Below are 22341 nucleotides of genomic sequence, written 5' to 3' on the forward strand. Positions count from 1 at the left end.
AGGGTGATCAGCAGCATCAGCACCAGGATCAGGCCGAAGCCCAGGCCCAGGCGGGCGGCCATGGAAAGGGGAGTACGCATTGATACCTCGAATCGCGATCTAGGGTTGGCAATAGGGCTATCCTGCCATCTCGGTTTGCGCGATAAACTCTTTGGAGCCATTCGGTCTGTTTATATAGATGAATGACTTGTGTCTACCTTATCCCCCGTACGAAGAGTACTACCATAGGCATCTGCGCTTGCAGGGCAAGCGTGGTGGCCATCGCTTGGAAAGCTTAAGCAAGTTAGTTTTGGCCGGTGTCATCGGCCAAAATAACGCATTGAAAGTAGGCGGAAAGTGAATCCAGCTGTGCACGTAGGGACTCTATGACAGCGTTCAGCTGAAACGGGGCTTCAAAGTCCTTTTGATCGAGAGTCATCTTAATCAGAAGAAGTGGCTCGCTTGGATGATGAATCTCAACAATATGTAAGCCTGCAGATAAGCTACTCATGACGACACGGTACGGCGTCAGAGCTTCGCTAAAGGATGAATATGCGGACATAGAGCACTTCCCTAGACTGAAGCCCGAAACGGCTTACGCCTTAACATCATAACGGCATCACTCCATCAAGATCGTTCACTTATTCGTCACACAGCACGCCTACCAGCGACAATAGGTGACGAAAAGTGTAGTGGCGCATACCTATCTAGCTGACAGCTCGCCAGAAATTTAGTTAGCGCAAAACTTATAAGCCTTAAGTACGTGACTCTAAGCGCCGTTTCTTATTAGACTCGCCAACTTAAAAGGCGAAAACCCACGTCGAAGAATATAATAACCCTTGAAGACTTATCATTATTTAAAAGCCTCACTGATAAAGAAAGTCAGTAGCCTCATGCTAAGACCAGTTTGGCTCACTCAATCGCGTGGGCGAGCCTAGCAGCATCAGAACCATTCAACCCAAGAAATTAAGCTTTTTGCTGATAGACACTCGAACCTACACCTCAATCCACAGCCTCGTAAACCGATAAAGAAACCGAAAATCCTAAAAAAAACACGGAACCGCTCATTATTCACCATCTATTAAAATACGGAGAAGTCTATCTCAAAACGTCGCCAGGATAGCTTTTTCTAATCCCCCGGGCAGCCATGGTTTAGGAAGAAAAATAGTCTTTTTGCGAGGAGGCAGCTGAGAACGATCTAAATAGCCAGAAGCTACAATAATGGACAGATCAGGCCAACGCGCCGCTAGTTGATTAGCTAAATCGGCTCCTTGCAACGTGCCCGGCAACAGATGATCTGTGACTACCAAGAATGGTGGCTTCTCAACCCCATCTAGGTATGAAGATGCCCCATCAGCAGTTCCGAAGGCCTTACAAACAGCTCCATAACACTCAAGATGGCCGATCATTACTTCAAGCAGGAACTCATTATCCTCAACCAAGACGACTGTCTTTTCTTGTAGAAAAGCCAACGCAGATAATGTCATCAGATATATCCACCGCAGTAACAGCCAGGGTTCTAGCCATAAGAGTATTGATTAATCACGGCACAAGACGGGCAAACCTATTCAGACCTGGCATTAACGCTAAAAAAGCTATACCTTTCCAACCTAACCAATCAGAAAATAAGCTAACCATCACAAGACCATCTAATTTAAAGAAGTTGCATAGTATTTTTGTACAAATTTGCAGGCATCATCAGGGGACATTGGCTTGCCAAAAAAGTACCCTTGTGCGAAATGACATCCTTCTTCTGCCAACCAGTCAGCAAGACTACCATCTTCAATGCCTTCGGCAGTGATCTGCAAATCTAGACCTCGCCCCAGCGCTAACATCGCCTTTACGAACTGGGATTGCTTACTCTCAGACCCATCCAAGAACGCCCGATCAATCTTAATCTTATCGATAGCTAAGCGGGTCAAGTGATATAATCCTGAATAGCCCGTACCAAAGTCATCCAAAGCGACACTGACACCTAACGCACGCACTTTTTTCAAGTTAGCCCGAGCACTCGGCAGATTAGAAACTAATGAGCTTTCGGTTATTTCGATCTCCAAACGATGTGGAGGAAAAGAGGCCTTCACCAATAGATCTTTAATCCAAATGGGAAAATTGACATCCTCAATCATTGACCCGGTAACATTCAGTGCAAGGATGAGATCATCCGGCCACTGGCTCGCATGGACGCACGCCTGTCGCAGGAGTTGCTCTGTTAGAGATTGTATAAGGCCAAGCCGCTCAGCCATAGGAATAAACTCTAACGGCTGTATTACGCCTTTCCCAGGATGATGCCAGCGCGCTAAGATTTCAAAACCCGCCAGACTTCGATCTGGGAGGCGTACAAATGGTTGAAAATAGGTCACTACGTGACCTATTTTTATGGCTTCAATCAACTCCTGATCAATAATCAGTGACTGCTGCTGCTCATTGCACTCAAGATCATAAAACTGATACGAATTCTTACCAATGCGCTTACCTGCACGCAATGCAAGATCCGCTCGTTTCAATAAGAGCTCAGTGGTTATGCCAGAAGCGGGCGAAGTTGCAATCCCGATTGTAGCCTCCAGGCTAAGGGCAGGAATCTCATCAAAAGGCTGTTGAATTTGAGATCGGAGTGTCTGCACCAAGCTTATAAGTTCTTGTCGATCAAAATCACCACTGATAGCAACAGAAAACTCGTCGCCGTCTAAGCGTGCGACTATAGCGTGCCAACTCGCTGCGACCGCCTTTATTCGATCAGCCAAGACAATAATCAGCTGGTCACCCACCCCGTGACCGTAGGTTTCATTTACCACTTTGAACCGGTCAATATCGAGCAACAGAACCGAAGTTGGGCAATCCGACTGACGCAATCGCTCTGTCAGTTGCTCATGAAAAATCCGCCGATTAAGCAATCCAGAAAGTGGATCATGTCGGGCAAGGGCCTCATAGCGCGCCTGAGCGGTTATCAACGCGACATAGCTGGCCTCAGACGCCAATAATAAACGCCTAACCAGTATCGCCGGAACGATCATTGACAACAGAGCGAAACCTGTCGAGGTGAGTACGAACCGCCACTTTTCAGCTGTTTCAAAATCTCCATCATAGGGAAGGCCAAGCAGTTCCATCACAGGACTTTCCAGCCAAAACTCCCAGGCCATAGATAGAAAAAAAACCGATACTAGGCATAATATCAGCAGGGCGTAGATTTTTCGTCTAGTGGGGCGAAATCCTTGCGGATACGGCATGGTTACTCGGGCTCACAGAAGGGCTAGATGCCATTACCTATACCTTATCGTATGAAAGGGGAAATGCTTGAGAGGTAGCCGACAAAGCCCCCTCTCGCACGCCGTTAACGGCTTCCAAGCACCTTGCATCGAATGCCCCTGAAGCCCTGCGTCTTCCGATGATTGCAAGCAGGATACGGTCTGTCTGCATATGTGACACGTCGACTCTGCCAAGCTGATGCTGGAGCACGTGCTGACTTGTGAATGGCCTTAGCCCCCGTACGCATCCCCCTTGCTAGCGCTGAGAATGCGGTAGCGTCAGTGGCTGTTATCCGCTGCATACCGGTCGCACTCCGGGACACAAGCTAGATTTGGCGGGTCAGCCATCTGGATATCGACGCGACCGCTTGGGTCCGGCCAGACCAGCGTACGATCTCTTTAATCTGCTAACCGAGGTAGGACGTTCTGTGATTCAGCGGCGTCGAGATGACACTGCGCTAAAGAATTACAAAAAATTGCAGATGAATTGGCTTGGAGGTCACCGTCGCAGACCTCACGGAGCTCGGAATGAACCTACGTCTGCTACGTATAGCCCCCCGCATCGCCATCTGCTTTGGAGCAGTCACTTTTTTTGTAATACTTTTAGGTGCTTTCGCCTTCATGCAGTTGGAGGCTTTGCGTTTGACTGAACAGACGATGGAAACCGACTGGCTAGCGAGCGTACAAACGGCTGATGACATCCAAATCGCACTGCTGCACACACGCCTCGAAAGCATTCGTCTCCTAGCGACCGATGACGCGACTGCCGCAAATGTCGCCATCAGCCAGATTCAACACAACCGCGAGGTCATGAACGCACGTACGACGTTCTATCGTGACCACTTAATTTCTGACGACACTGAACGTACAGGATTTGAGCAGGCCGCACAGCAAATGAAGGCTTACCTGGATGGGCTGGATCGGATTGTCGCCGTGATCAAATCTGATCGTGCACAAGCCGTCTTGCTAGCGAATGGTGAGCAAAAGAAACTGGCCGAAGCGTATCAGGAGCAGCTGACTAAGCTACGGGAGATGAACGCCGCGGGGGCCAAGCAGGCGGGTCAAAATGCGCTGGAAATCTATCAACATAGCGTTCGCATAATGGTCCTCATCGTGCTACTGGCAGTCGTCAGTACGCTCTTACTCGCTTGGCGTTTGACTCGTAGCGTTGCTCACCCAATTGGCGCCTCACTCGTTGTGGCCAACGCCATCGCCCAGGGGGCTCTCACCAGCAATATCAATCGCACAGGTGTCGATGAAGCAGCTGGTCTTATGCGCGCTCTAGGTCAAATGCAAGACAATCTCAAGGATACTCTGAACAGTATCTCGGACTCATCCGCTCGGCTTAGTGGAGCTGCGCACGCGATGAAAAATGTAACCGATGAGGCTAGTCAGACCTTATCCAGCCAAAACGCGGAAATTGATCAAGCCGCCACGGCCGTAACGCAAATGAGCGCGGCAGTCGAAGAGGTAGCGCGCAATGCAACCTCTACATCTCAGTCTGCTAAAGAGTCGAGTACCGCCGCCGTATCAGGAAATGAAAGGGTCAGTGAGACGCTGCACGCGATGCAGCGTCTCACTGACCAAGTCCAGACCACATCCTCTCAAGTCGAGAGCCTAGCCGGACAAGCTCAGGACATCGCCAAGGTTCTTGGGGTCATTGGTGCAATTGCCGAGCAAACCAACCTGCTCGCCCTGAATGCGGCTATCGAGGCAGCCCGCGCAGGTGAGCAAGGTCGCGGGTTTGCAGTGGTTGCCGATGAGGTCCGTGCATTGGCACATCGTACTCAGTCCTCCACTCGCGAGATCGAAAACATGATCTCGGGCATTCAGCAGGGATCTGCCCATGCCGTTCACGCGATGAAAGCCAGTACGACCCAGGCTCACGAGACGTACGCTATTGCTCAAGCTGCAGGGCAGGCGCTGAACGACATTCTCGAAGCCGTAAGACTCATTGAAGAGCGTAACCTTCAAATTGCAACGGCTTCTGAAGAGCAAGCCTATGTAGCGCGAGAGGTTGACCGTAACTTGCTGAGTATTCGCGACCTCTCAATCAAGAGCAGTGACGGCAATTATAGAACAGTAACAGCTAGCGACGAGCTATCCGCTATGGCGGGTGAACTTGAGGTGTTGGTTAGGCGATTCAAGCTCGCATGAGCACCTGGAAATCTTTCGTAGTAAGGTTATGGTAAAGAGCGGCGGTACCCTGGCCGAACACGCAGAGTCACGCCCTTCTTCAGAGAAGAAAATAGCGATGTACCGGACCCGTTATGGATTGCTCCGTTGTAAAGAGAACTCTGCGCTGCTCAAGTATGAGTCAGCACAGATTGCCCATCACCTCGGGTACGCCTGAACTACTGCAGAACGCGGCCACAACATCAGTTTGAAGATGCCCTACCCGAGGGTATGAACCTCCGCCGACAGGTCTCGTGCGCTCCTACATTCGCCGAGAAAGCATCTGCTGGTCGGCTGGTGGCGGCTGACTCAACGACGGATGGTGAAGGACCTGGACATGCTGTGACACCAACTAATTGTGCGAGCTGGTCGGTTCCCTATCCGCGTAGGACTGGTCTGGCTTTATTATCGAGATTGCCGATACCCGGAGATCTCTTTGCTTGGGGCATGTGCCCGCAGATCGCGCCCCTGACCGAGGGCGGCATGGTGTTCGCTGCGACTGATCCGGCGGCAGTACGTTACGATTATCTCCTCCTCAGGCTAAACCCAGCTTTGGCCCGGCGCTGCTGGGTCTTTTTTGCCCGCGATTTAGCATCCTTTCTGTAAGGTCGCGCCTCGACGTGAAGCTGCTAGAGGCGTCCATCTCTTTTTCCACCAATCTAAAGCGTATGGATCTACTGCAAAAGCAAACCGGCATAAGCCGTAGTGCATCGCATACTGACCTGACGCAGGCGCGCATAACGGTCGTTACTCACGCCAGATACGCCTCAAATGGAAACGGATAGTATCCATAATGATACCAAATGCTACTCAACTTTTTGTAATGGAAGCCGCTACCTCCTGTACTTCCATAGCGGAAAAACTTCCATGTCCAGCATCTCATCATTAAGCGGCGTCACTTTCAGCAACGCCATTACTACGACCAACTCGACTGCCAGCGACACAAGTAACACCAGCGCCGCGACTGCGGACACCTCGGCAGCTAGCGATACGTCGACAACTCAAGGGGCTGGCGGCAGTGCCACACCCGCAGGGGGCCCCCCGGGCGGAAGCTCGAGCGGCAGCTCGTCGTCCGACAGCACCTTGGAAAAACTTAAGCAGGCAATAGAACAAGCGTCTAAGGAGTTGCAGGAAGCCCAGCAGGCATTGAGCAAGTCCAGCCGAGGTAGCGGTAGTGACAGCGAGCAGGAACAACAAGCCAAACAGACCGAGCAGCAGGCCGCGCAGGCGCGGGTAGCCTACGCGAGCGCCGCGCTGGCCAGTGCCTATGCTGCCTACAGCCAAGCCCTCAGCGAATCTGGTTCGAGCACCAGTGGTACCTCAGTGAACACCAGCGTTTGATAGCGCTAATGATCGGCTGAATTACAACACTGCGGCGTTTGAGACCGCGAAAAGATCTGCCTCAACCTATGCGGGCCTGGATAGGGTTTCGTCTTTACCCGAATACCTGTCCATCGCGACCCTAGATCTTCCTTCAGTTTCCCGCAGGTCTACGCGATGTTCGCTCGGGATGTGAACTGTGGCTAGGCCATCACTACGCAACGCCTCAGGCACGCTCCAGCTGCTGCAGCGCGCCGTATTCGATGGGTACGACTTCGGCCTGAAGATGCCCTACCTCGAAGGGGCCAATCGCCTGCTGACGAGCCGGGGCGGCTCCTTCATTCGCCGCGGCGAGCATCCGTTGTCCGGGTACTGGAGACTGCCCCAGCGCCGACTGCTGGAGGACCTGGACGTGCTCTTTCACCAGCTGGGCGAACTGGCAGATGGTCGGATCGTCCTGGACTGGTCAGGTTTCAGCCGTAAGATCGCCGACGCCCAGGCCGATGCTCGGCGGGACCTCTTCATGTGGGGGATGCGTCTGCGGATCGCGCCGCTGTCCGGTGGCGGCGTAGTGCTGTCCGGTGACTATCACCCGGGTTGCGTGGCCGTGGCCAAGCGCATGCAGGGCCTATTTCTCTCCACCAGTCGCGCCTGGCGGGTGCCAGCTTCGGCCGAGCTGCTGCGCAGCAACCTCATCCTGGAGCTAGGGCTGCTCGAGGAGCAGTTCGAGATGCTCGACGTGCTCCAGGAGTTGCTGTCCGATGGATCGGTCAGCGCAGTGCGCGACGTCACCGCGATGTCGATAGGTGGACCGCCCCAAGAGCGAAGCGCGTCCTCAGCCGACGAGGACAGTGCGGCGGACGTCTACCTGGCCGCGGTGCCGGACATCGCCAAGACAAGCTGGACGCTGCAGGCTTTCGAGGCCGAGCTCAAGCCGTATTCGCTGATGTCCCACCAGCCTGCTGGAATTCGACACCTGCTGCAGCGCACGAGCGCACTGCTGGCCGATGACATGGGGCTGGGCAGAAGCCGCCAGGCGGTGATCGCCGCTGGCATCCAATCCGCTGGCCACCAGATCCTGGTGGTGGTTCTGGCCAGCCTGGTGATCAACTGGGAGCGGGAGATCCAGGCGGTCTATCCGGACGCGCGAATCGCCCGGCAGCGCTATCAGGCTGAGGCCCATTGGGTGATCGTCAACTACGCGCGCCTGGGCGACTTCGTCGCGCTCGCCGATCAGTTTGCCGTGATGATCATCGATGAGGCACACCGATTGAAGGAGCCCACGGCCGCCTGGACGCGCAACGGCTTCGACATCGCCGCCAAGGTGCCCAATCGCTACCTGCTGACCGGAACACCGGTGCTCAATCGCGAGTCGGAGCTCCATACGCTGCTGCGCCTGTCGGGCCACCCCATAGGGCAGCTGCCGCTCAAGGACTTCTGCGAGCGCTTCGCCGGCAGCTCCGAATTTCGCCAGGGGCTGCGTGCCGAGATCGGCGACTGGATGCTACGCCGCCGCAAGGACGTGCTGCCCGACCTCAAGGGCAAGCAGCGGCAGACCGTGCCGGTCGTGCTCGATGAGGCGCAGCAGGACGAGTACAACGCCATCCGCAATGCCGATCAGCCCGTTTTCGCGCGGTTGGGTCGGCTTCGCCAGCTCTTGGAGCGCGTGAAGGTGCCGGTGGTGATGGAGCTGCTGGGCGAGCTGGGTCCTGAGGACAAGGTGATCCTCTTCTGCGAGTACAAGGAGACAGTGGCCACGCTGCAGCAGCTGTGCGAGGCCGCAGAGCTGGGATGCGTCACCCTGGTAGGCACTGACAGCCTCACGAAGCGGCAGAAGGCAATCGATCGCTTCCAGCAGGAGGTCGATTGCAGGGTATTCATCGGCACGACGTCAGCGGCTGGCACCGGAAACAACCTGACCGTTGCCAACTACGTGTTTTTCCTGGGGCTGCCCTGGACGCCGGGGCTGCAGGACCAGGCCGAGGACCGCGCTTACCGCAACGGCCAGCGGCGCTTGGTGGTGGTGAAAATACCGCTGGTGGAAAACAGCATCGATCTGCAGCTGTGGCAGATGCTGCAGGACAAGCGGCGAATCGCTCACGACCTCATAGACGCGGAAGCAGTCGGTCAATCACAGAATGAGCTTGCTAGATTCCTTTGAAACCGTCCAGCCGTATGCTTTTTAGCAAAAAACTTCAGCGACCTTTTGAACCATTCCTCTAGATTGACCATGTGTCTGATAGGTAACCGCAGGTTAAATATCGCGTTAAAGATAATCGTGCTTGGGCCGACACCCGGTATCAAATAGACATCACATGTCCGGCCATATCACCTTCACGGAATCGCCTTATGTCCATCCTTCAGCACCTGTCCATCATGCGTAGTCTCAACGTAATCGCTGCCGCTGTGGAGCAACCCGAGGCCGCAGCCAGGCTCGATTCGCTGACCGGCCCAGCCCCGGTCCGCAAGGTAGCTGAAGGCTTGAAGGGGCTGCTGGCTCGCCAAGGGACTCTCGACGCTCAGTTGCACGAGATGCAAAGTGAGATCGAACAGCTGACTGCTCGCCTCGGGACGCGCAGCAAGCCCAGCATCGCGAGATGGAAGAGAACTTGAAGAACGTCACCGACATCGTCAGCTCGATCCAAGGCATTGCCGCCCAGACCAACCTGCTGGCGCTCAATGCCGCGATCGAAGCGGCACGAGCCGGCGAGGCCGGACGAGGCTTTGCGGTGGTAGCCGACGAGGTTCGAAAGCTGGCTACGCGCACATCCGAAGCGACGCAGCGGGCTGCTAACATGATTCAACAGTGATGGTGCGCACGCCGTGCCTTGCACATTCTGAACCTCAACATCACAGTGAAGTCAGTTTAAGCGAGTGCTCCAACTCATTTCTTCAGGTTGGCAATCTGAAGGCTTCGAACTGAGTTCGCCTCCGCCCTGTGCGGAGGTTTTTTTTGTTTGACGATGACTCCAGCCCGGCACTTCGCTGGACTGCGCCCAAGCCCGCTACAGCAGGTTTATCAATGACTTAGGCGCGTCCATCATATGCCGGTGCTTTCCGAAACTTGACCCGGCTTCCGGTCGCGTGGCTCCCATGTGGCTCTTGGAAACCGAGGTTTCCGAGGAGTCATCATGGCAAGAATCAAACTCACCAAGTCCGCCGTCGATGCCGCCAAGCCCCAGGCGCAGGCCGTCGAACTCCGGGACACCGTGGTGCCCGGCTTCATGTGCAAGATCACCCCGGCCGGCCGCAAGGTGTTCATGCTCCAGTACCGCACGAACGCCGGCGAGCGCCGCAAGCCCGCCCTGGGCCAGTACGGGGAACTGACCGTCGAGCAGGCCCGCGTCATGGCGCAGGAGTGGCTGGCCGAGGTGCGCCGGGGCGGCGACCCGAGCGCGGCCAAAGCTGCCGCCCGCAAGGCACAGACCATGAAGGAGTACTGCCTCACCTTCATGGAGGACTACTCCAGGCAGCGCAACAAGCCCAGCACTCAGCGGGGCTATCCCCGTGCAGAAAGACATGGGCGTGGCACTGTTCGTCGTTCAGTTGGGCGGTACGCCGGACGTGGCCAAGCCCTGGAAGGGGCTCGGCTCCGGGGTGTACGAGCTGGTGGAAGACCATCGGGGCGACACCTTCCGCGCCGTCTACACGGTACGGGTCGGCGATGCGGTGCATGTGCTACATGCGTTTCAGAAGAAGTCCAAGTCCGGCATCGCCACACCGCAGCCGGACGTGGAGTTGATCGAGAAGCGGTTAAAGGCAGTGCTCGCCCGATATGGTGCGAGCGGGAGATCGTGATGACGCGCAAAGACCATCCTCAAGGCACCGACAACGTGCTGGCCGACCTCGGATTCGCTGACGCGGAAGAGCTGTCGGCGAAAGCCGTCTTGGCGGTCAAGCTGAACGAGCTGATCGACAAGCGTAGCCTCAGCCAGACCGAAGCCGCTCACATCACCGGCATGACACAGCCTAAGGTGTCTCAGGTGCGACGCTACAAGCTGCAAAACATCTCACTTGAACGCTTGATGCAGGCGCTTGTCTCGCTGGACCAGCATGTCGAGATCGTCGTTCGGCCGGCGCGGCGCGCGCATGCCGCCGGCATCACGGTCGCAGCTTAACGATTCGAGCGAGCCAGAACCGCAATGAAATTCGCATACGAAGACCTCAGTGACCGCCAGTTCGAGACACTGATCGTTCTCCTGTGCCAGCGGCTGCTTGGGGTTTCGGTACAGGGATTTGCGAAAGGGCCTGATGGCGGGCGCGATGCCAAGTTCATGGGAACGGCGGAACTGCACCCGAGCAAGACGGCCCCGTGGGTCGGTACAACCATCGTCCAGGCCAAGCATACCAACGGCTATAACCGTAACTTCTCCGAGTCCGACTTCTTCAGCACGACGGCCGCGAACACTGTGCTGGGCAAAGAAATTCCCCGCGTTAAGAAACTGCGCGAGGCCAGGCAGCTCGATCACTACATCCTGTTCGCCAACCGTCGGCTGGCGGGCAATGCCGAAACCGAGATACGCGACTACATCGCGTCTCAATGCGGCATTCCCACCTCGTCGATCTACCTCTGCGGACTGGAGCAACTGGAAATCTGGCTGAAGCGATTCCCCGAGATTGCGAGGGAAGCAGACCTCGATCCGGTCGATTCGCCGTTGATCGTCAGCCCCGATGACCTGGCCGAAGTAGTGCAAGCACTAGCTCGACAGAAAGATGGCGTAGTCGCACTGCTTGACGATCCACCGACTGCGCGCGTGACCTACGAGCAGAAGAACGCACTCAACAACATGAGTGCCGACTACGCCAAGGCGCAGCGGCGGAAGTACCTGAAGGAGACGGCTCAAATTCGGGCTTTCTTGGCAGCACCGGAAAACCTCGACCTGCTGCGCATGTACGAGTCGGTGGTCGATGAGTTCCAACTCAGGATCATCGCCAAGCGCAAGGACTACCAGACCTTCGACGAGGTCATGGAGTATCTGGTGGACCTGTTGTTCAACCGCGATCCTGTCTTGCGGCAGCACGCCCACAAGCGCTTGACTCGCGCCGTGCTGTTCTACATGTACTGGAATTGCGATATCGGGGAGGTGGGCGATGCTGCGGCCGACCAAGCACTCTCATCCTGATCGCACGGTCATAAACGTCTCGTTGCTGCTGCTGGCTCGCCTGCGCGCTGACATCACTTCCCTGGAGCGTCAACGCGGCTTCCTGCATCGTTTGCAGGAGTTGCGAACCGAGATCAGGGCGTTGACCGAAGAGCGTGGGCATCTACAGACCCAGATCGAGGCGGATGTCGAGAAGCAAAACTCCGATCAGAATAGTTTGTTCTCGGCAATCCGCGTGTTCTTCAGCGAGATTGTCGAAGAGGTGATCGACCGCAAGGCGCTGCTGAGCGTATCGCCGAACCAAGCGGGGCATCTGGAGTTCAGGGCGGAAATTCTTGACGAATCAGGCAACGCAACCAGCGCCGACCTTGGGCACACGTACAGGAAACTGCTGTGCATCGCCTTTGACTTGGCCATCCTGCGAGCCCACTTGGACGACAAGTTCCCGCGCTTCGTTTACCACGACGGCGTGTTCGAGTCTCTGGATGATCGCAAAAAGGAAAATCTGCTGACGGTCATTCGCCGGTATTCCGACCTGGGGCTCCAACCCATCATCACGCTGATTGATTCTGACCTGCCAACGCGGGCCGAAGACGATGAGCCGGTGTTCTCGGCCGATGAGATCGTGGTCACATTGCACGACGAGGGTGAGCACGGGAGGCTTTTCAGGACGAAGGCTTGGTAGCGATGGAGGCTTTCTCGTTTGAGTCAGTGTTTCGTCCCCTCTTAGCGGAACAAGAAGCCTACCTGCGTCTTTATCTGCCTGGTGAAGCTGTGCTGCTTGCTTTGCGCGATCTGCTGGAAAGAGACAGTCGCCTACTCTACATCGATGCCAACGAGCGCTCCATCACTTTCCGCTTTGCTATGCATTTGCAGTCCCATCTGAGGGAATGGGAGATCGACTGCGAGTTCAACCGAGATGGCGTCGAGCCCAAGCGGCTTGGCCACATGGAGCTATATCCAGACAGCGAGGACGAGGAGGCGAAAACAGTCTTTCCAGATGTAATAGCCCATCGGCGCGGAAAGAAGGAGAACTTTCTCGTTGTCGAGTTCAAGAAGTCAACAAGCCACGTAGACCGAAGTATTGATCGCCGGAAGCTCCTCGGCTACAAACGCCAACTGGGATACGAGCACGCACTCTTTGTCGAGGTTGGATCGGGCGGACAGGCAAGCATTACATCGCTCGAATGGATTTAACGCCAAGGGCTACTTATACAGATCATCAAGAACAAGGCTTTGGGTTCTGAGTCTGATGTATCCGTGCCTACCCCTCTACTTCAAGCTGCTTCGACTGCCGGTAGGCTGACGCAGTCTGGCGGGCGCAGCGCGAATAAGAACTACGCCTTCCAGTGGGTTTGGTAGTTGGGGCCGTCAGAAAGAGGTTTCGCGCTCGGTGGGAAGACTTGAATGGTCAACGGAATAGGAAAATCGGCGCCGATGATCGCAGCCTCGCCGGGCTTCAGGTTGGGCAGGAACGACGAAGCGGACCGATCAATTTCGCCGCAGGCGCGTTCGACAACCTCGCGGTCCCGATCATTCGTGAGCCGATGTACCACGAGTGTTCCCATCTGGCTCAGAACACCTTCCGTTATGTCGCGTGGGCGCTGAGTTGACAGACAGATGTTGAGTCCGTACTTCCGGCCCTCTTTGGCGATCAACTCGAATGCGTCCAGGCGGGCGACCGCGTCATCGCCTCCGATATGCCGCCCGAGAAAGTTATGTGCCTCGTCGACGATGATGACAACAGGGCAACTCTTGAATGCGCCATCGCGTGCCATATTGAGAAGATGCCGTCCGATCACGTTCGCGATGATCTCGCGCGCCTTGAACTCAAAGGCAACGCCGCTCAGGCATATCCGAAGCAACCGATCTTCGTTGGAGACGAAGGACGAGATGCTTTCCGTCAATGCAGGAGCCTTCGACTTGAAGGCACAATCGAAGGAAGATGAACTGAGAATGCCGCTAATGCGCGACATCAAGGACAGGCAGTACGAGACCTCGCCTGAGTCGCCACCCCATTTGGTGGTGTCCTTCGACCCCCGGGCGACACCGAATCCGTCCGGGTAAACACACTCCTGCTCGATCTGTGAAACGAGCTTCCACACGTCGAACGCTTGCTGTGGATCGTCGAGCTTCTCCGCAATGCCAGCTTTGGCCTCTTCTGCCAAGATCGGGACTTTGGACTGATCGATCTTTTTGATGATCCCACCAGTCGCAATATGGGGAGCGAGGGTGGCAAGTCGAAGACTGCGGATCGCCGCGCGCAGCTTCGGTCCCTGAACCTTGCCGGCAGGCTCAAACAGCGCGATGAAGTCCGATTCAATAAAAGACGTTTGCGGCAAGGCGCAAGGAGAGGACGACTTCGCAGTGTTGACCGGCGCGCCCAAGTGAAAGTTGGAGACGTGCTTTCCGTCAAACCCGCGATACTCCCCCGTCGCGTCCAAGAGGATAATTTTGGTCTTGTAGCGCAGGCATTCTTCGATGATCCGAGCGGTCGTCCAACTCTTGCCGCCGCCAGTGGCGCCCAGAATCGCGCAGTGTCGGCCGAACAGTTTTTCCGGCTTGACCGACACGTAGCTTTCAGGCGCGACATCGATCGAGCCCAGCTTGAGAAGGACGTGGCTGGCTTCGGCCTCCGCCGCCTCCATGAACTTCGGTAAGTTGGCGATGAAGCTGTGCGGCGCAGCGTAGACGCGGTCGCCCAGGCGAGGATAGGAGTCAACGCCCGCCGAGATTCGAAGTGAGTCCATTGCGATGGAGCCCAGCAGTTGGATCGTCCCGATGCCGTCCAAATCTGGCACCCTGCCATGCGAGGTGTCGATCAGGCGCCTGTCAGCATCTGGCAAATGGATCTCGACCACCCGTCCAAGCAGGAGGTTGATCTGTCCCTCGATCAGGACGAACTCTCCAACTTCACCCTTTCCGTATCGGCCACCCAGAAAGTGGGAACCGCTGGGCGATCCCGCCTCGTTGAGATTGAACTTCACCACCTGGGCGGAAACGGAGCACAACTGGCCAACATACAACTCCGGTCGGAGCAATCCGCGCGGAAAAGCGTCGGTGACGTCAAGCGCGGTACTCATGTCGGTTTGACCAGCGACTTGATGTCGCGCGTGAGCCGCTGCGCGGGCGTCAGCGATTTGAGGTCCGGAATCATCTCGGCGAACTCGCTGAACGTGGCATTGATCAGCCACACGTCCTCGCCCTGTTTGGCGAGATTGTAGAGCGCATCCCAGTATCGGTTGTTCTCCTTGCTCCGAGAGGCCAGATCATCCGCCGAGGGATTGACGATGATCAACCGCAAATGCGGATTGGTGCGAACCGCCGCGACAATGGGTTCCGACAAGTGATCATCATTGAAACCGAAGCCCGATACGATGAGGCAAGTATTTGGTTCTCGCAGCGCCGCCAGGTACTGCGAGATCAGTTCCAAGTGCGGTTGGACGTAGGACTGTTGGTATTTACCTTTGGCGGGATAGATCAGACAGGCCGTCTCCGGAGTCGGGTCAGTCTTGATCTCGATATCGCCCGAACTGGATTGATCCCAGTTAACCGAACCATGCAGCTTGTACAGGTGAAACACGCCTTCCAACGGGTTGCCAACCTCATCGCCTGTCGAAGGCCGACGGACGATGTCGTACAGGAAGAACCGCGGATCAAACTGCCGGGGCTGTGTAAATGAGAAGCCGTCGAGCAAAACCAGCCCCTGCTTGCCCGCAGCGCGCTCAAAGCAAAGATCGTAGTTCGTCGTGAACAATTTCATCCGCGAGTCGCGAACGCGGCGTCGAGACAGTCGATGCAGGAAAGTGCGATGGCTCGCCAACTTGGAATCGTCGGCGCCATCGAGAAAGGCGGAACATTTTTTCAAGATCACACCCTTTGAGACGGAGACAAATTTCTCGACCTGCTCGCTTTTTTTGATCTGAAGATATGCGTCGCACCGCGAAAGCAAAGCCTCGATGTTCTCCTGTTCAACGGCAGTCTCATAGCCGATCTCAGCAATTACGGCATCAGCCTGTTCGGTCGGCTTCCGCTCATCCTCTCCAGTGTCAGGATTCGAGTTCACGCAGTGATCCCACAGCGTCCACATCGAAGGACCGTTGATCTCTCCGAGAGATGTCCCACTTCCTGCAAGGGCGACCACATGCTGCATCTGAAGCGAGGAAAGCAATACCGCCTTCAGTTCTTCGCGCGCAGCAGCGGCTTCAGACAAAATCTGCTGCCTCTTTGCGTCGTCAGCCTCGCCAGTTACATCCGGCCTGAGGGCCTTCCAAGCGCCGGATTCCGGACTGAAGAAAAGTTGTTGACCGAAGGTGGTCGGCTGTGACGTCGTCATGTCGTCCCTACAGATGTATTTGGATTCTTCCGGATGCCCGATCGCCCGGGACCAGCCTTTGGAATAGTAACAAAGCGCTCCGCACATTCTGGCCGACCCGCGGCCCAACATCCACGAAAGCCAAGGCTGTGCGTCCCGGCGCGTTCCGCCGTCGGGTTCGCGGGCTGCGCCTCGTTCAGAGTCGCGGCCATCCTGCTTTGATCCCTGGCGCCTCCGGCCCTCTCGGGCCTGCGCGCTCCGCTTACCCCCAAAGCCGACTGTGTGAATATTTCTCCAGCAAACCATGAGATCGACATGAATTCCTCAGCCGTCTCCCCTGACTTCATCACCTTAACCTTTCAGAACTCTACGAATGGTCTGCGCAATGCGCTGCCAGGAAGAGGAAATCTCGCTGCAACGACGCTCGCCGTCGGCCGTGAGGCTGTAGTAGATCCGGCTACGACCTGTAATCAGGTGACGTCTTGACTCCAGCGCGCCTTCGCGTTCCAACATGTGAAGCACGGGATACACCACACCCTCGGCCAAGATGATCGCCTCACCCGTTGAATCCCTGATCGCTTGAACCAGTTCATAACCATACATCTCACGCCGCTGCAGCAGCTGCAGGATGAGCAACTCGGGAACGCCATTGAGGAAGTTGGGATTCGAACCCCGTTTCAAAGCATCACCCTCCTGCGATAAATGGTTATATATCACCTAGAATTAATAGGTATTGAGAAGAGCCTACGGCGCGGCGGCGGCCGCGGCTGGCGCAGAGCCACGTAGAGCCGGCGGACCGTCCTCGAAGGCGCTTTCTAGCTCTTAAAAAGTTATTAATGCAGATGCTTCATGATTTCTTAAAAATTGATGTGTGCGGATATGGATTGACTCGATATGAACTTACTCCTTGTTGAAGACGACCAGATGCTGGGCGAGTCGATCTGCGACGGTGCCCGCCAAAGCGGATGGCACATCGACCACGTCGGTGACGCCAGGTCGGCGCGCACTGCACTGCTCGATCATGTCTATGCGGCGGTTTTGCTTGATATCGGTCTTCCTGGAGACTCGGGGCTGACGGTCTTGCGTGCCATGCGCGCCAGCTACGATGCGACGCCCGTGTTGATCCTTACCGCCCGTGGACAATTGAGCGAACGCATCGCTGGGCTCGACGCCGGTGCAGATGACTACCTCGTAAAGCCATTCCAATTCGATGAGCTCTGGGCGCGTGTTCGTTCGGTCATTCGCCGCAGCCAAGGCCGCGTTGTCCCAATCTTCACCTATGGTGACGTTCGTATTGACCGCAGCAAGCGCGTAGTCACCAGGGCCGGTGCCGAGGTCACTCTCAGTGCCCACGAGTACCGGACATTGCTCGCGCTTGTCGAGCGCCCAGGCCATGTAGTAACCCGCGATCATCTGCACGATGTCGTCTACGGCACATCGAGCAATGTCGAAAGCAACACCATCGCGGTGTTCATCCATCAGCTTCGACGCAAGCTCGGAGACGAGTTGATCCGAACCGTCCATGGGCTGGGCTACGTCATCGGGCAGCCAACCGCATGAAGTCGCGCTCCTTCAACGCGCAACTCATCCTGGTGATCGTCGTGGTCATCGCCTTGTGCTGGACGATAGTGCTCGGGGTCGTGCTCACGCAGCTCTCGCTCAACCGCACCAGCACCTGGGATGAAAAGCTCGGCGCGATGGCCACCCAACTCCTGGTAACGATCCCCGCCGACAGCGATTTCGACGGAGGCGGCAGGCCCGGCCTCAAGCTGAGGGAGGTCGCTGGCACCGAACGTGAGCAGTTGGTGTTTCAAGTCTGGATCGATCGCAAGCGAATGGTCGCCAGCACGCCCGGTTCACCCGAGTCGCCGCTTCAGCCCGACTTCTCCGATGGCGCGGCCTCCACCGAGGTCGAGAATCAGAAGTGGCGCGTCTATTCCGCATCCGACAGCACCGGGCGAGTGACCGTCCAAGTGGGCAATCTGCAGAGCATCGTCGATGCGGACATGCGCCACGAGGCAGCCTATGCCCTGGCCCTGGCAACGGTCCTGCTAGTTATCGCAGGACTGGTCATGTGGTTCGTCAGCCAGGCTGCACTCAAACCCGTACGTGCGCTTGGCACCGCGATGCGCCACCGCCGCCGCTTCGATTTCACTGCCCTGCCGCTGGATCGTCTGCCTCGCGAACTGCATCCATTGGTGGACTCCTTCAACCATGTCCTCAAGCAACTCGACGAGGCCATCGAGGGCGAGCGCCGCTTCATTGGCGATGCGGCTCATGAGCTGCGCACACCGTTGTCAGCCTTGCAGGCCCGGGCCGAAATCGCGCTGCGCGCCTGCGATCCTCAAGACAAAGATGCCGCCCTGAGGAAGCTGCTGGTCGTCGCCAAGCGCAGCACGCGGCTGTCCGAGCAGTTGCTCGATCTGGCCAGCATCAATGCGGGTGCCAAGGCCCCCAAGCACGTACCAGCCGATCTGAGCAAGCTGGTGCAGCACGTTGCCCAGGAGTTCGAGGTCTATGCCAGCCTGAACCAGCGCTCGCTCTTTCTGGATGTGCATGCCTGCCGAATCTCCTGCGACATCGATGAGATCGGCATCCTGCTGCGCAACCTCATGCACAACGCCATGCGCTACACCAGCGAGGGCGGCAACGTGCTCGTGCGCTGTGGCTACCTGACACCAGAGGGGAGCGAACCGACGCAGCCCATGGTCTACCTGGAAGTGGCGGATGACGGCCCGGGCGTTCCGGCCGAGCAGCGCGAGGCCATCTTCGAGCGCTTCCACCGGGTCGCGGGCACGCCCGTGCGCGGCAGCGGCATCGGGCTGTCGTTGGTCGCAGGTATTGCCGAGTCCCACAATGCCACCATCCACACCGGCACGGGACTGGAAGAACGGGGACTGATGGTGCGCGTCATCTTCCCAGGCATCGCCGAATCGGGTCACCCAGGCTGATCCGGCCAACGCTGTCCCACCCGGCGGCATTCGCTCTCGCCTGCAGTGATTCGTGATCAAACCGGATTTTGAGAGCGGTGAGAGACATGCTATTCACATTTTTCCGCTGAACGGCGCTGTTCTTAAAGAAATCCTAATAACTCTAAAAATCCCCTAAATCCGCATGGGCAGTATCCGCTCTTATAGGCGCGTCGTCTCGACGTGCCACGAGACCGGAACCATTTATGCTGGATTGCAAGCCAAGCCCGAGCGCACGGCCGTCCCTGATCTACCTGCAGCGCACCCCGCGCTGGCAGTCCGGGTCCGCACCCCACTCGTATCGCCGAGACCTGGGGATCGCCCCGTCGCAGTATCTGCGTCGCCGGACAGGCTTGTCCGGTGCCGATGCTGGGTCGCGTGGTCTGGCAATGCTGTTGCTGGCGATGCTGACAGGGTGCGCGACCCAAGGGCGATACCAGGCGACGCCTCTGGAGGCGCCCGAGGCCTGGACCATGCCTGCTGCGGAGGCGTCGCTGGCCACGCCCAGCGACGATGCTTGGTGGCACCAGCTCAACGATCCCGCGATCGATGTCCTGGTGGACGCTGCCCTGGTCGACAGTCCCAGCATCGCGCAAGCCATCGCCAAGGTCGACGAGGCGCGTGCCTTGCTCGGTGCCACCTCGGCGCAGCGCATGCCCTCGGTGGACGTCAACGGCTATGCCACGCGGGCCCGCAGCCTGGAGACCGACAGCCCCACGGGCACGATCCTGAGCACGCAGAGCGGCATCGGGCCCGAGCTGTCCTGGGAGATCGACCTTTTCGGCCGGGTGCGCAACTCGGTCGAGGCCGGCGCGCTGCGGATCCAGGCACGCGATGCGGACGCCAAGGCAGCCCGGCTGGCGCTGACCTCACAGATCGGCGACTTGGTGCTGGCCTTGCGCGCCTGCGAGTTGTCCATTGCCGTGTTGCACGAGGAAATCAACTCGCGCGAAAACACACTGGGGCTGACCCGCCGGCGGCTGGAGACCGGCTTCGTTGCCCCCATTGAAGAGGCTCGGGCACAAAGCGGCCTGGCCACCGCGCGCACGACGCTGGCCACGCGCCAGGAAGCCTGCGCACGCAACGTCAATGCACTTGTCGCCATCACCGGTCGCCGCGATATGGTGGCTGGGGTATTCGCTCAACACCCTGACGCTGCTCGCACTGGCAGTGATCGTCGGCATTCTGGTGGATGACGCGATCGTCGAGATCGAGAACATCGAGCGTCACCGGCGCATGGGCAAGTCGACCATGGAGGCCACGGCCGATGCGGTCAACGAGATCGCACTGGCCGTGATCGCCACCACGGCCACCCTGGTGGTGGTGTTCGTGCCGACCACCCTCATGAGCGGCGTGGCAGGCCTGTTCTTCAAGCAGTTCGGATGGACTGCGGTCATCGCCGTGCTCGCCTCCTTGATGGTGGCACGACTGATCACACCCATCATGGCCGCCAAGCTGCTCAAGCCCGGCACCCACACCGCCAACGAGCCCGATGGCCCGCTGATGCGGCGCTACCTGCGGCTGGCGAGGTGGTGCCTGCACCACCGCGGCAAGACCATGGCCGCGGCCGCCGCCTTCTTCATCGGCTCGATGGCATTGCTGCCGTTCCTGCCCACCGGCCTGGTGCCGCCCTCCGATCGGGGCTTCACGACCGTCACGCTGGAGTTGGCGCCGGGCAGCAGGCTCAACGACACCGTGGCCGCCTCAGAGCGCGTGCGTGCGGCGCTGCGTGAGGTGCCGGGCATTCAGAACATCTTCACCACCGTGGGCACGGCCGAAGGCGGCGGTGACGAACAGGTGGCGGACGTGCGCAAGGGCGAGATCACCCTGGTGTTGTCCGACCGCAAACAGCGCGCTGCCCAATCCGAGATTGAGCAGTCCGTGCGCGGGGCGCTAGAGAAGGTCCCCGGCGCGCGTTTCACCGTCGGTGGCGGCTCGGGCGAGCAACTGCAGATGATCCTCGCCAGCGACAACGCCGGTGCGCTCAGGACCACGGTGGATGCCTTCACCCGGGAGCTGCGGGCCGCCGGCTTGTCCGGCGTGCGCAGCACCGCCAGCCTGGAACGTCCCGAGATCGTCGTGCGTCCCGATCTCAACCGGGCCGCCGAACACGGCGTGAGCAGCGCGGCCATCGGCGAGCTGATGCGCACGGCCACCAGCGGCGACTTCGACTCCCAGCTCTCCAAGCTCAACCTGGACAATCGCCAGATCGGCATCCGGGTGCGTGTCCCCGATGCGGTGCGCCAGGATATGGCAGCGCTCGCCAGCCTGCGTGTGGCCTCGCGTGACGGCCTGGTGCCCTTGTCCAGTGTGGCTGCCATCGCCGTCGAGAGCGGGCCGGCGCAGATCGACCGCTATGACCGCCAGCGCTACGTCACCGTGACGGCCGACTTGGGCAGTCGCTCGCTGGGCGACGCGTTGGCCATCGCCCATGGCTTGCCCTCGGTGCAGAACATGGCGCCAGGCGTCTCGCTGATGCAGGCGGGCGATGCCGAGGTGGCCGCGGAGCTGTCGTCCGGCCTGACGCTCGCCATCGTCACCGGCATTCTCTGCATGTTCTGCGTGCTGGTCCTGCTGTTCAAGGATTTCTTCCAGCCCATCACCATCCTGTCGGCGATCCCGCTGTCGCTGGGCGGCGCCTTCATCGCGCTGCTGCTCATGGGCAGCCAGTTGGATGTGCCGTCGATGATCGGCCTGGTCATGTTGATGGGCATCGTCACCAAGAATTCGATCCTGCTGGTCGAGTACGCGGTGCTGGCGCGCCAGGAGCGCGGCCTGTCGGTGATCGATGCGCTGCTGGACGCATGCCACAAACGCGCCCGACCGATCGTGATGACCACCGTCGCCATGATCGCCGGCATGCTGCCGATCGCGCTCGGCTTCGGTGCGGACGCCAGCTTCCGCCAGCCCATGGCGATCGCCGTGATTGGCGGTCTGATCACCTCGACGCTGCTGAGCCTGGTCATCGTGCCAGCAGTCTTCAGCTACGTGCACGACTTCGAGGTCTGGCTCGCACGACGCTTCAAGGCCCCCCGAGCCGCAGGCGATCCGGCAGATGGTCCCACGAGCGGGCCGACGCCTTCCGGCACCTCCATCTCCCAAGGAGGGCATCCATGAATTCGCCTCGTGGGCGCATGACCGCGAACCGGGACCCACCCCTGAGACGCGACGCAGCCGAACAGCGCTGCAACACCGAGACCGCCAGGCCCCCCTGACATGCGATGAGCTCACGCCCG

At 58.1% G+C, this 22341-nt stretch carries 18 protein-coding genes and 2 pseudogenes; 15 read left to right on the forward strand and 5 right to left on the reverse strand.

Annotation, left to right across the window (positions count from 1 at the left end):
* Positions 1-1082: 1082 nt before the first annotated feature.
* Both PVZ77_RS15820 and PVZ77_RS15825 read right to left on the reverse strand, forming a co-directional pair.
* Positions 1083-1466: a response regulator gene (locus PVZ77_RS15820; protein ID WP_273807528.1), complete on the reverse strand. Its 384-nt coding sequence runs from the start codon at positions 1464-1466 to the stop codon at positions 1083-1085.
* A 162-nt stretch (positions 1467-1628) separates the two neighbouring features.
* Positions 1629-3086: a putative bifunctional diguanylate cyclase/phosphodiesterase gene (locus PVZ77_RS15825; RefSeq protein WP_273807529.1), complete on the reverse strand. Its 1458-nt coding sequence runs from the start codon at positions 3084-3086 to the stop codon at positions 1629-1631.
* Between the two features lie 666 nt (positions 3087-3752).
* Here PVZ77_RS15825 and PVZ77_RS15830 point away from each other — a divergent pair.
* From PVZ77_RS15830 to PVZ77_RS15880, 11 genes and pseudogenes are all read left to right on the forward strand, one after another.
* On the forward strand, positions 3753-5381 hold the full coding sequence (locus PVZ77_RS15830) for a methyl-accepting chemotaxis protein (protein WP_273808055.1): 1629 nt from the start codon (positions 3753-3755) through the stop codon (positions 5379-5381).
* A gap of 885 nt (positions 5382-6266) precedes the next feature.
* The gene (locus tag PVZ77_RS15835; protein WP_273808056.1) at positions 6267-6740 is read left to right on the forward strand and encodes a hypothetical protein; all 474 of its coding nucleotides are present in this window, start codon (positions 6267-6269) and stop codon (positions 6738-6740) included.
* 178 nt (positions 6741-6918) lie between these two features.
* Positions 6919-8880: a DEAD/DEAH box helicase gene (locus PVZ77_RS15840; protein WP_443218062.1), complete on the forward strand. Its 1962-nt coding sequence runs from the start codon at positions 6919-6921 to the stop codon at positions 8878-8880.
* 188 nt (positions 8881-9068) lie between these two features.
* The gene (locus tag PVZ77_RS15845; protein WP_273808058.1) at positions 9069-9332 is read left to right on the forward strand and encodes a hypothetical protein; all 264 of its coding nucleotides are present in this window, start codon (positions 9069-9071) and stop codon (positions 9330-9332) included.
* A 26-nt stretch (positions 9333-9358) separates the two neighbouring features.
* Positions 9359-9529 (forward strand): annotated as a pseudogene (locus PVZ77_RS15850) (methyl-accepting chemotaxis protein); the annotation flags it as partial.
* A gap of 321 nt (positions 9530-9850) precedes the next feature.
* Positions 9851-10285 (forward strand): annotated as a pseudogene (locus PVZ77_RS15855) (Arm DNA-binding domain-containing protein); the annotation flags it as partial.
* On the forward strand, positions 10239-10517 hold the full coding sequence (locus PVZ77_RS15860) for a type II toxin-antitoxin system RelE/ParE family toxin (protein WP_273808107.1): 279 nt from the start codon (positions 10239-10241) through the stop codon (positions 10515-10517). The pseudogene PVZ77_RS15855 and the gene PVZ77_RS15860, both read left to right, overlap by 47 nt.
* A complete protein-coding gene (locus PVZ77_RS15865; protein ID WP_014646104.1) occupies positions 10517-10837 on the forward strand; it encodes a helix-turn-helix domain-containing protein in 321 nt (106 codons plus the stop codon). The genes PVZ77_RS15860 and PVZ77_RS15865 overlap by 1 nt, the downstream gene beginning before the upstream one ends.
* A 24-nt stretch (positions 10838-10861) precedes the next feature.
* Complete coding sequence (locus PVZ77_RS15870; RefSeq protein WP_273808059.1) at positions 10862-11842, forward strand: ABC-three component system protein; 981 nt, start codon at positions 10862-10864, stop codon at positions 11840-11842.
* The gene (locus PVZ77_RS15875) at positions 11811-12506 is read left to right on the forward strand and encodes a DUF2326 domain-containing protein (protein WP_273808061.1); all 696 of its coding nucleotides are present in this window, start codon (positions 11811-11813) and stop codon (positions 12504-12506) included. The genes PVZ77_RS15870 and PVZ77_RS15875 overlap by 32 nt, the downstream gene beginning before the upstream one ends.
* On the forward strand, positions 12500-13018 hold the full coding sequence (locus tag PVZ77_RS15880; RefSeq protein WP_273808062.1) for a hypothetical protein: 519 nt from the start codon (positions 12500-12502) through the stop codon (positions 13016-13018). Before PVZ77_RS15875 ends, PVZ77_RS15880 begins: the two co-directional genes overlap by 7 nt.
* 140 nt (positions 13019-13158) lie before the next feature.
* Here the strand turns inward: PVZ77_RS15880 and PVZ77_RS15885 are convergent, their stop codons facing one another.
* The 3 genes from PVZ77_RS15885 to PVZ77_RS15895 form a co-directional block, all read right to left on the reverse strand.
* Positions 13159-14904 (reverse strand): ATP-binding protein, encoded by a 1746-nt coding sequence (locus PVZ77_RS15885; protein WP_273808063.1) that lies wholly within the window; start codon positions 14902-14904, stop codon positions 13159-13161.
* Positions 14901-16157, reverse strand: a complete 1257-nt coding sequence (locus PVZ77_RS15890) for an SIR2 family protein (protein ID WP_273808064.1) — start codon at positions 16155-16157, stop codon at positions 14901-14903. The genes PVZ77_RS15885 and PVZ77_RS15890 overlap by 4 nt, the downstream gene beginning before the upstream one ends.
* 330 nt (positions 16158-16487) lie before the next feature.
* Positions 16488-16817, reverse strand: coding sequence for a PadR family transcriptional regulator (locus PVZ77_RS15895; protein WP_273808065.1), 330 nt, complete (start codon positions 16815-16817; stop codon positions 16488-16490).
* A gap of 213 nt (positions 16818-17030) precedes the next feature.
* Between PVZ77_RS15895 and PVZ77_RS15900 the strand changes: the two genes are divergently transcribed.
* The 4 genes from PVZ77_RS15900 to PVZ77_RS15915 all read left to right on the forward strand — a co-directional run bounded on the left by PVZ77_RS15900 (position 17031) and on the right by PVZ77_RS15915 (position 22222).
* A complete protein-coding gene (locus PVZ77_RS15900) occupies positions 17031-17696 on the forward strand; it encodes a response regulator transcription factor (RefSeq protein ID WP_273808066.1) in 666 nt (221 codons plus the stop codon).
* Positions 17693-19087 carry a sensor histidine kinase gene (locus tag PVZ77_RS15905; RefSeq protein WP_273808067.1) on the forward strand — a complete coding sequence of 465 codons (1395 nt, stop codon included), beginning with the start codon at positions 17693-17695 and terminating at the stop codon, positions 19085-19087. Before PVZ77_RS15900 ends, PVZ77_RS15905 begins: the two co-directional genes overlap by 4 nt.
* Positions 19088-19311: 224 nt before the next feature.
* On the forward strand, positions 19312-20301 hold the full coding sequence (locus tag PVZ77_RS15910) for a TolC family protein (RefSeq protein ID WP_273808068.1): 990 nt from the start codon (positions 19312-19314) through the stop codon (positions 20299-20301).
* Complete coding sequence (locus tag PVZ77_RS15915) at positions 20195-22222, forward strand: efflux RND transporter permease subunit (RefSeq protein ID WP_273808069.1); 2028 nt, start codon at positions 20195-20197, stop codon at positions 22220-22222. The genes PVZ77_RS15910 and PVZ77_RS15915 overlap by 107 nt, the downstream gene beginning before the upstream one ends.
* Positions 22223-22341: the final 119 nt, after the last annotated feature.

Source organism: Pseudomonas sp. SHLD1, assembly GCF_028640935.1.
GTDB lineage: Bacteria > Pseudomonadota > Gammaproteobacteria > Pseudomonadales > Pseudomonadaceae > Chryseomonas > Chryseomonas aestiva.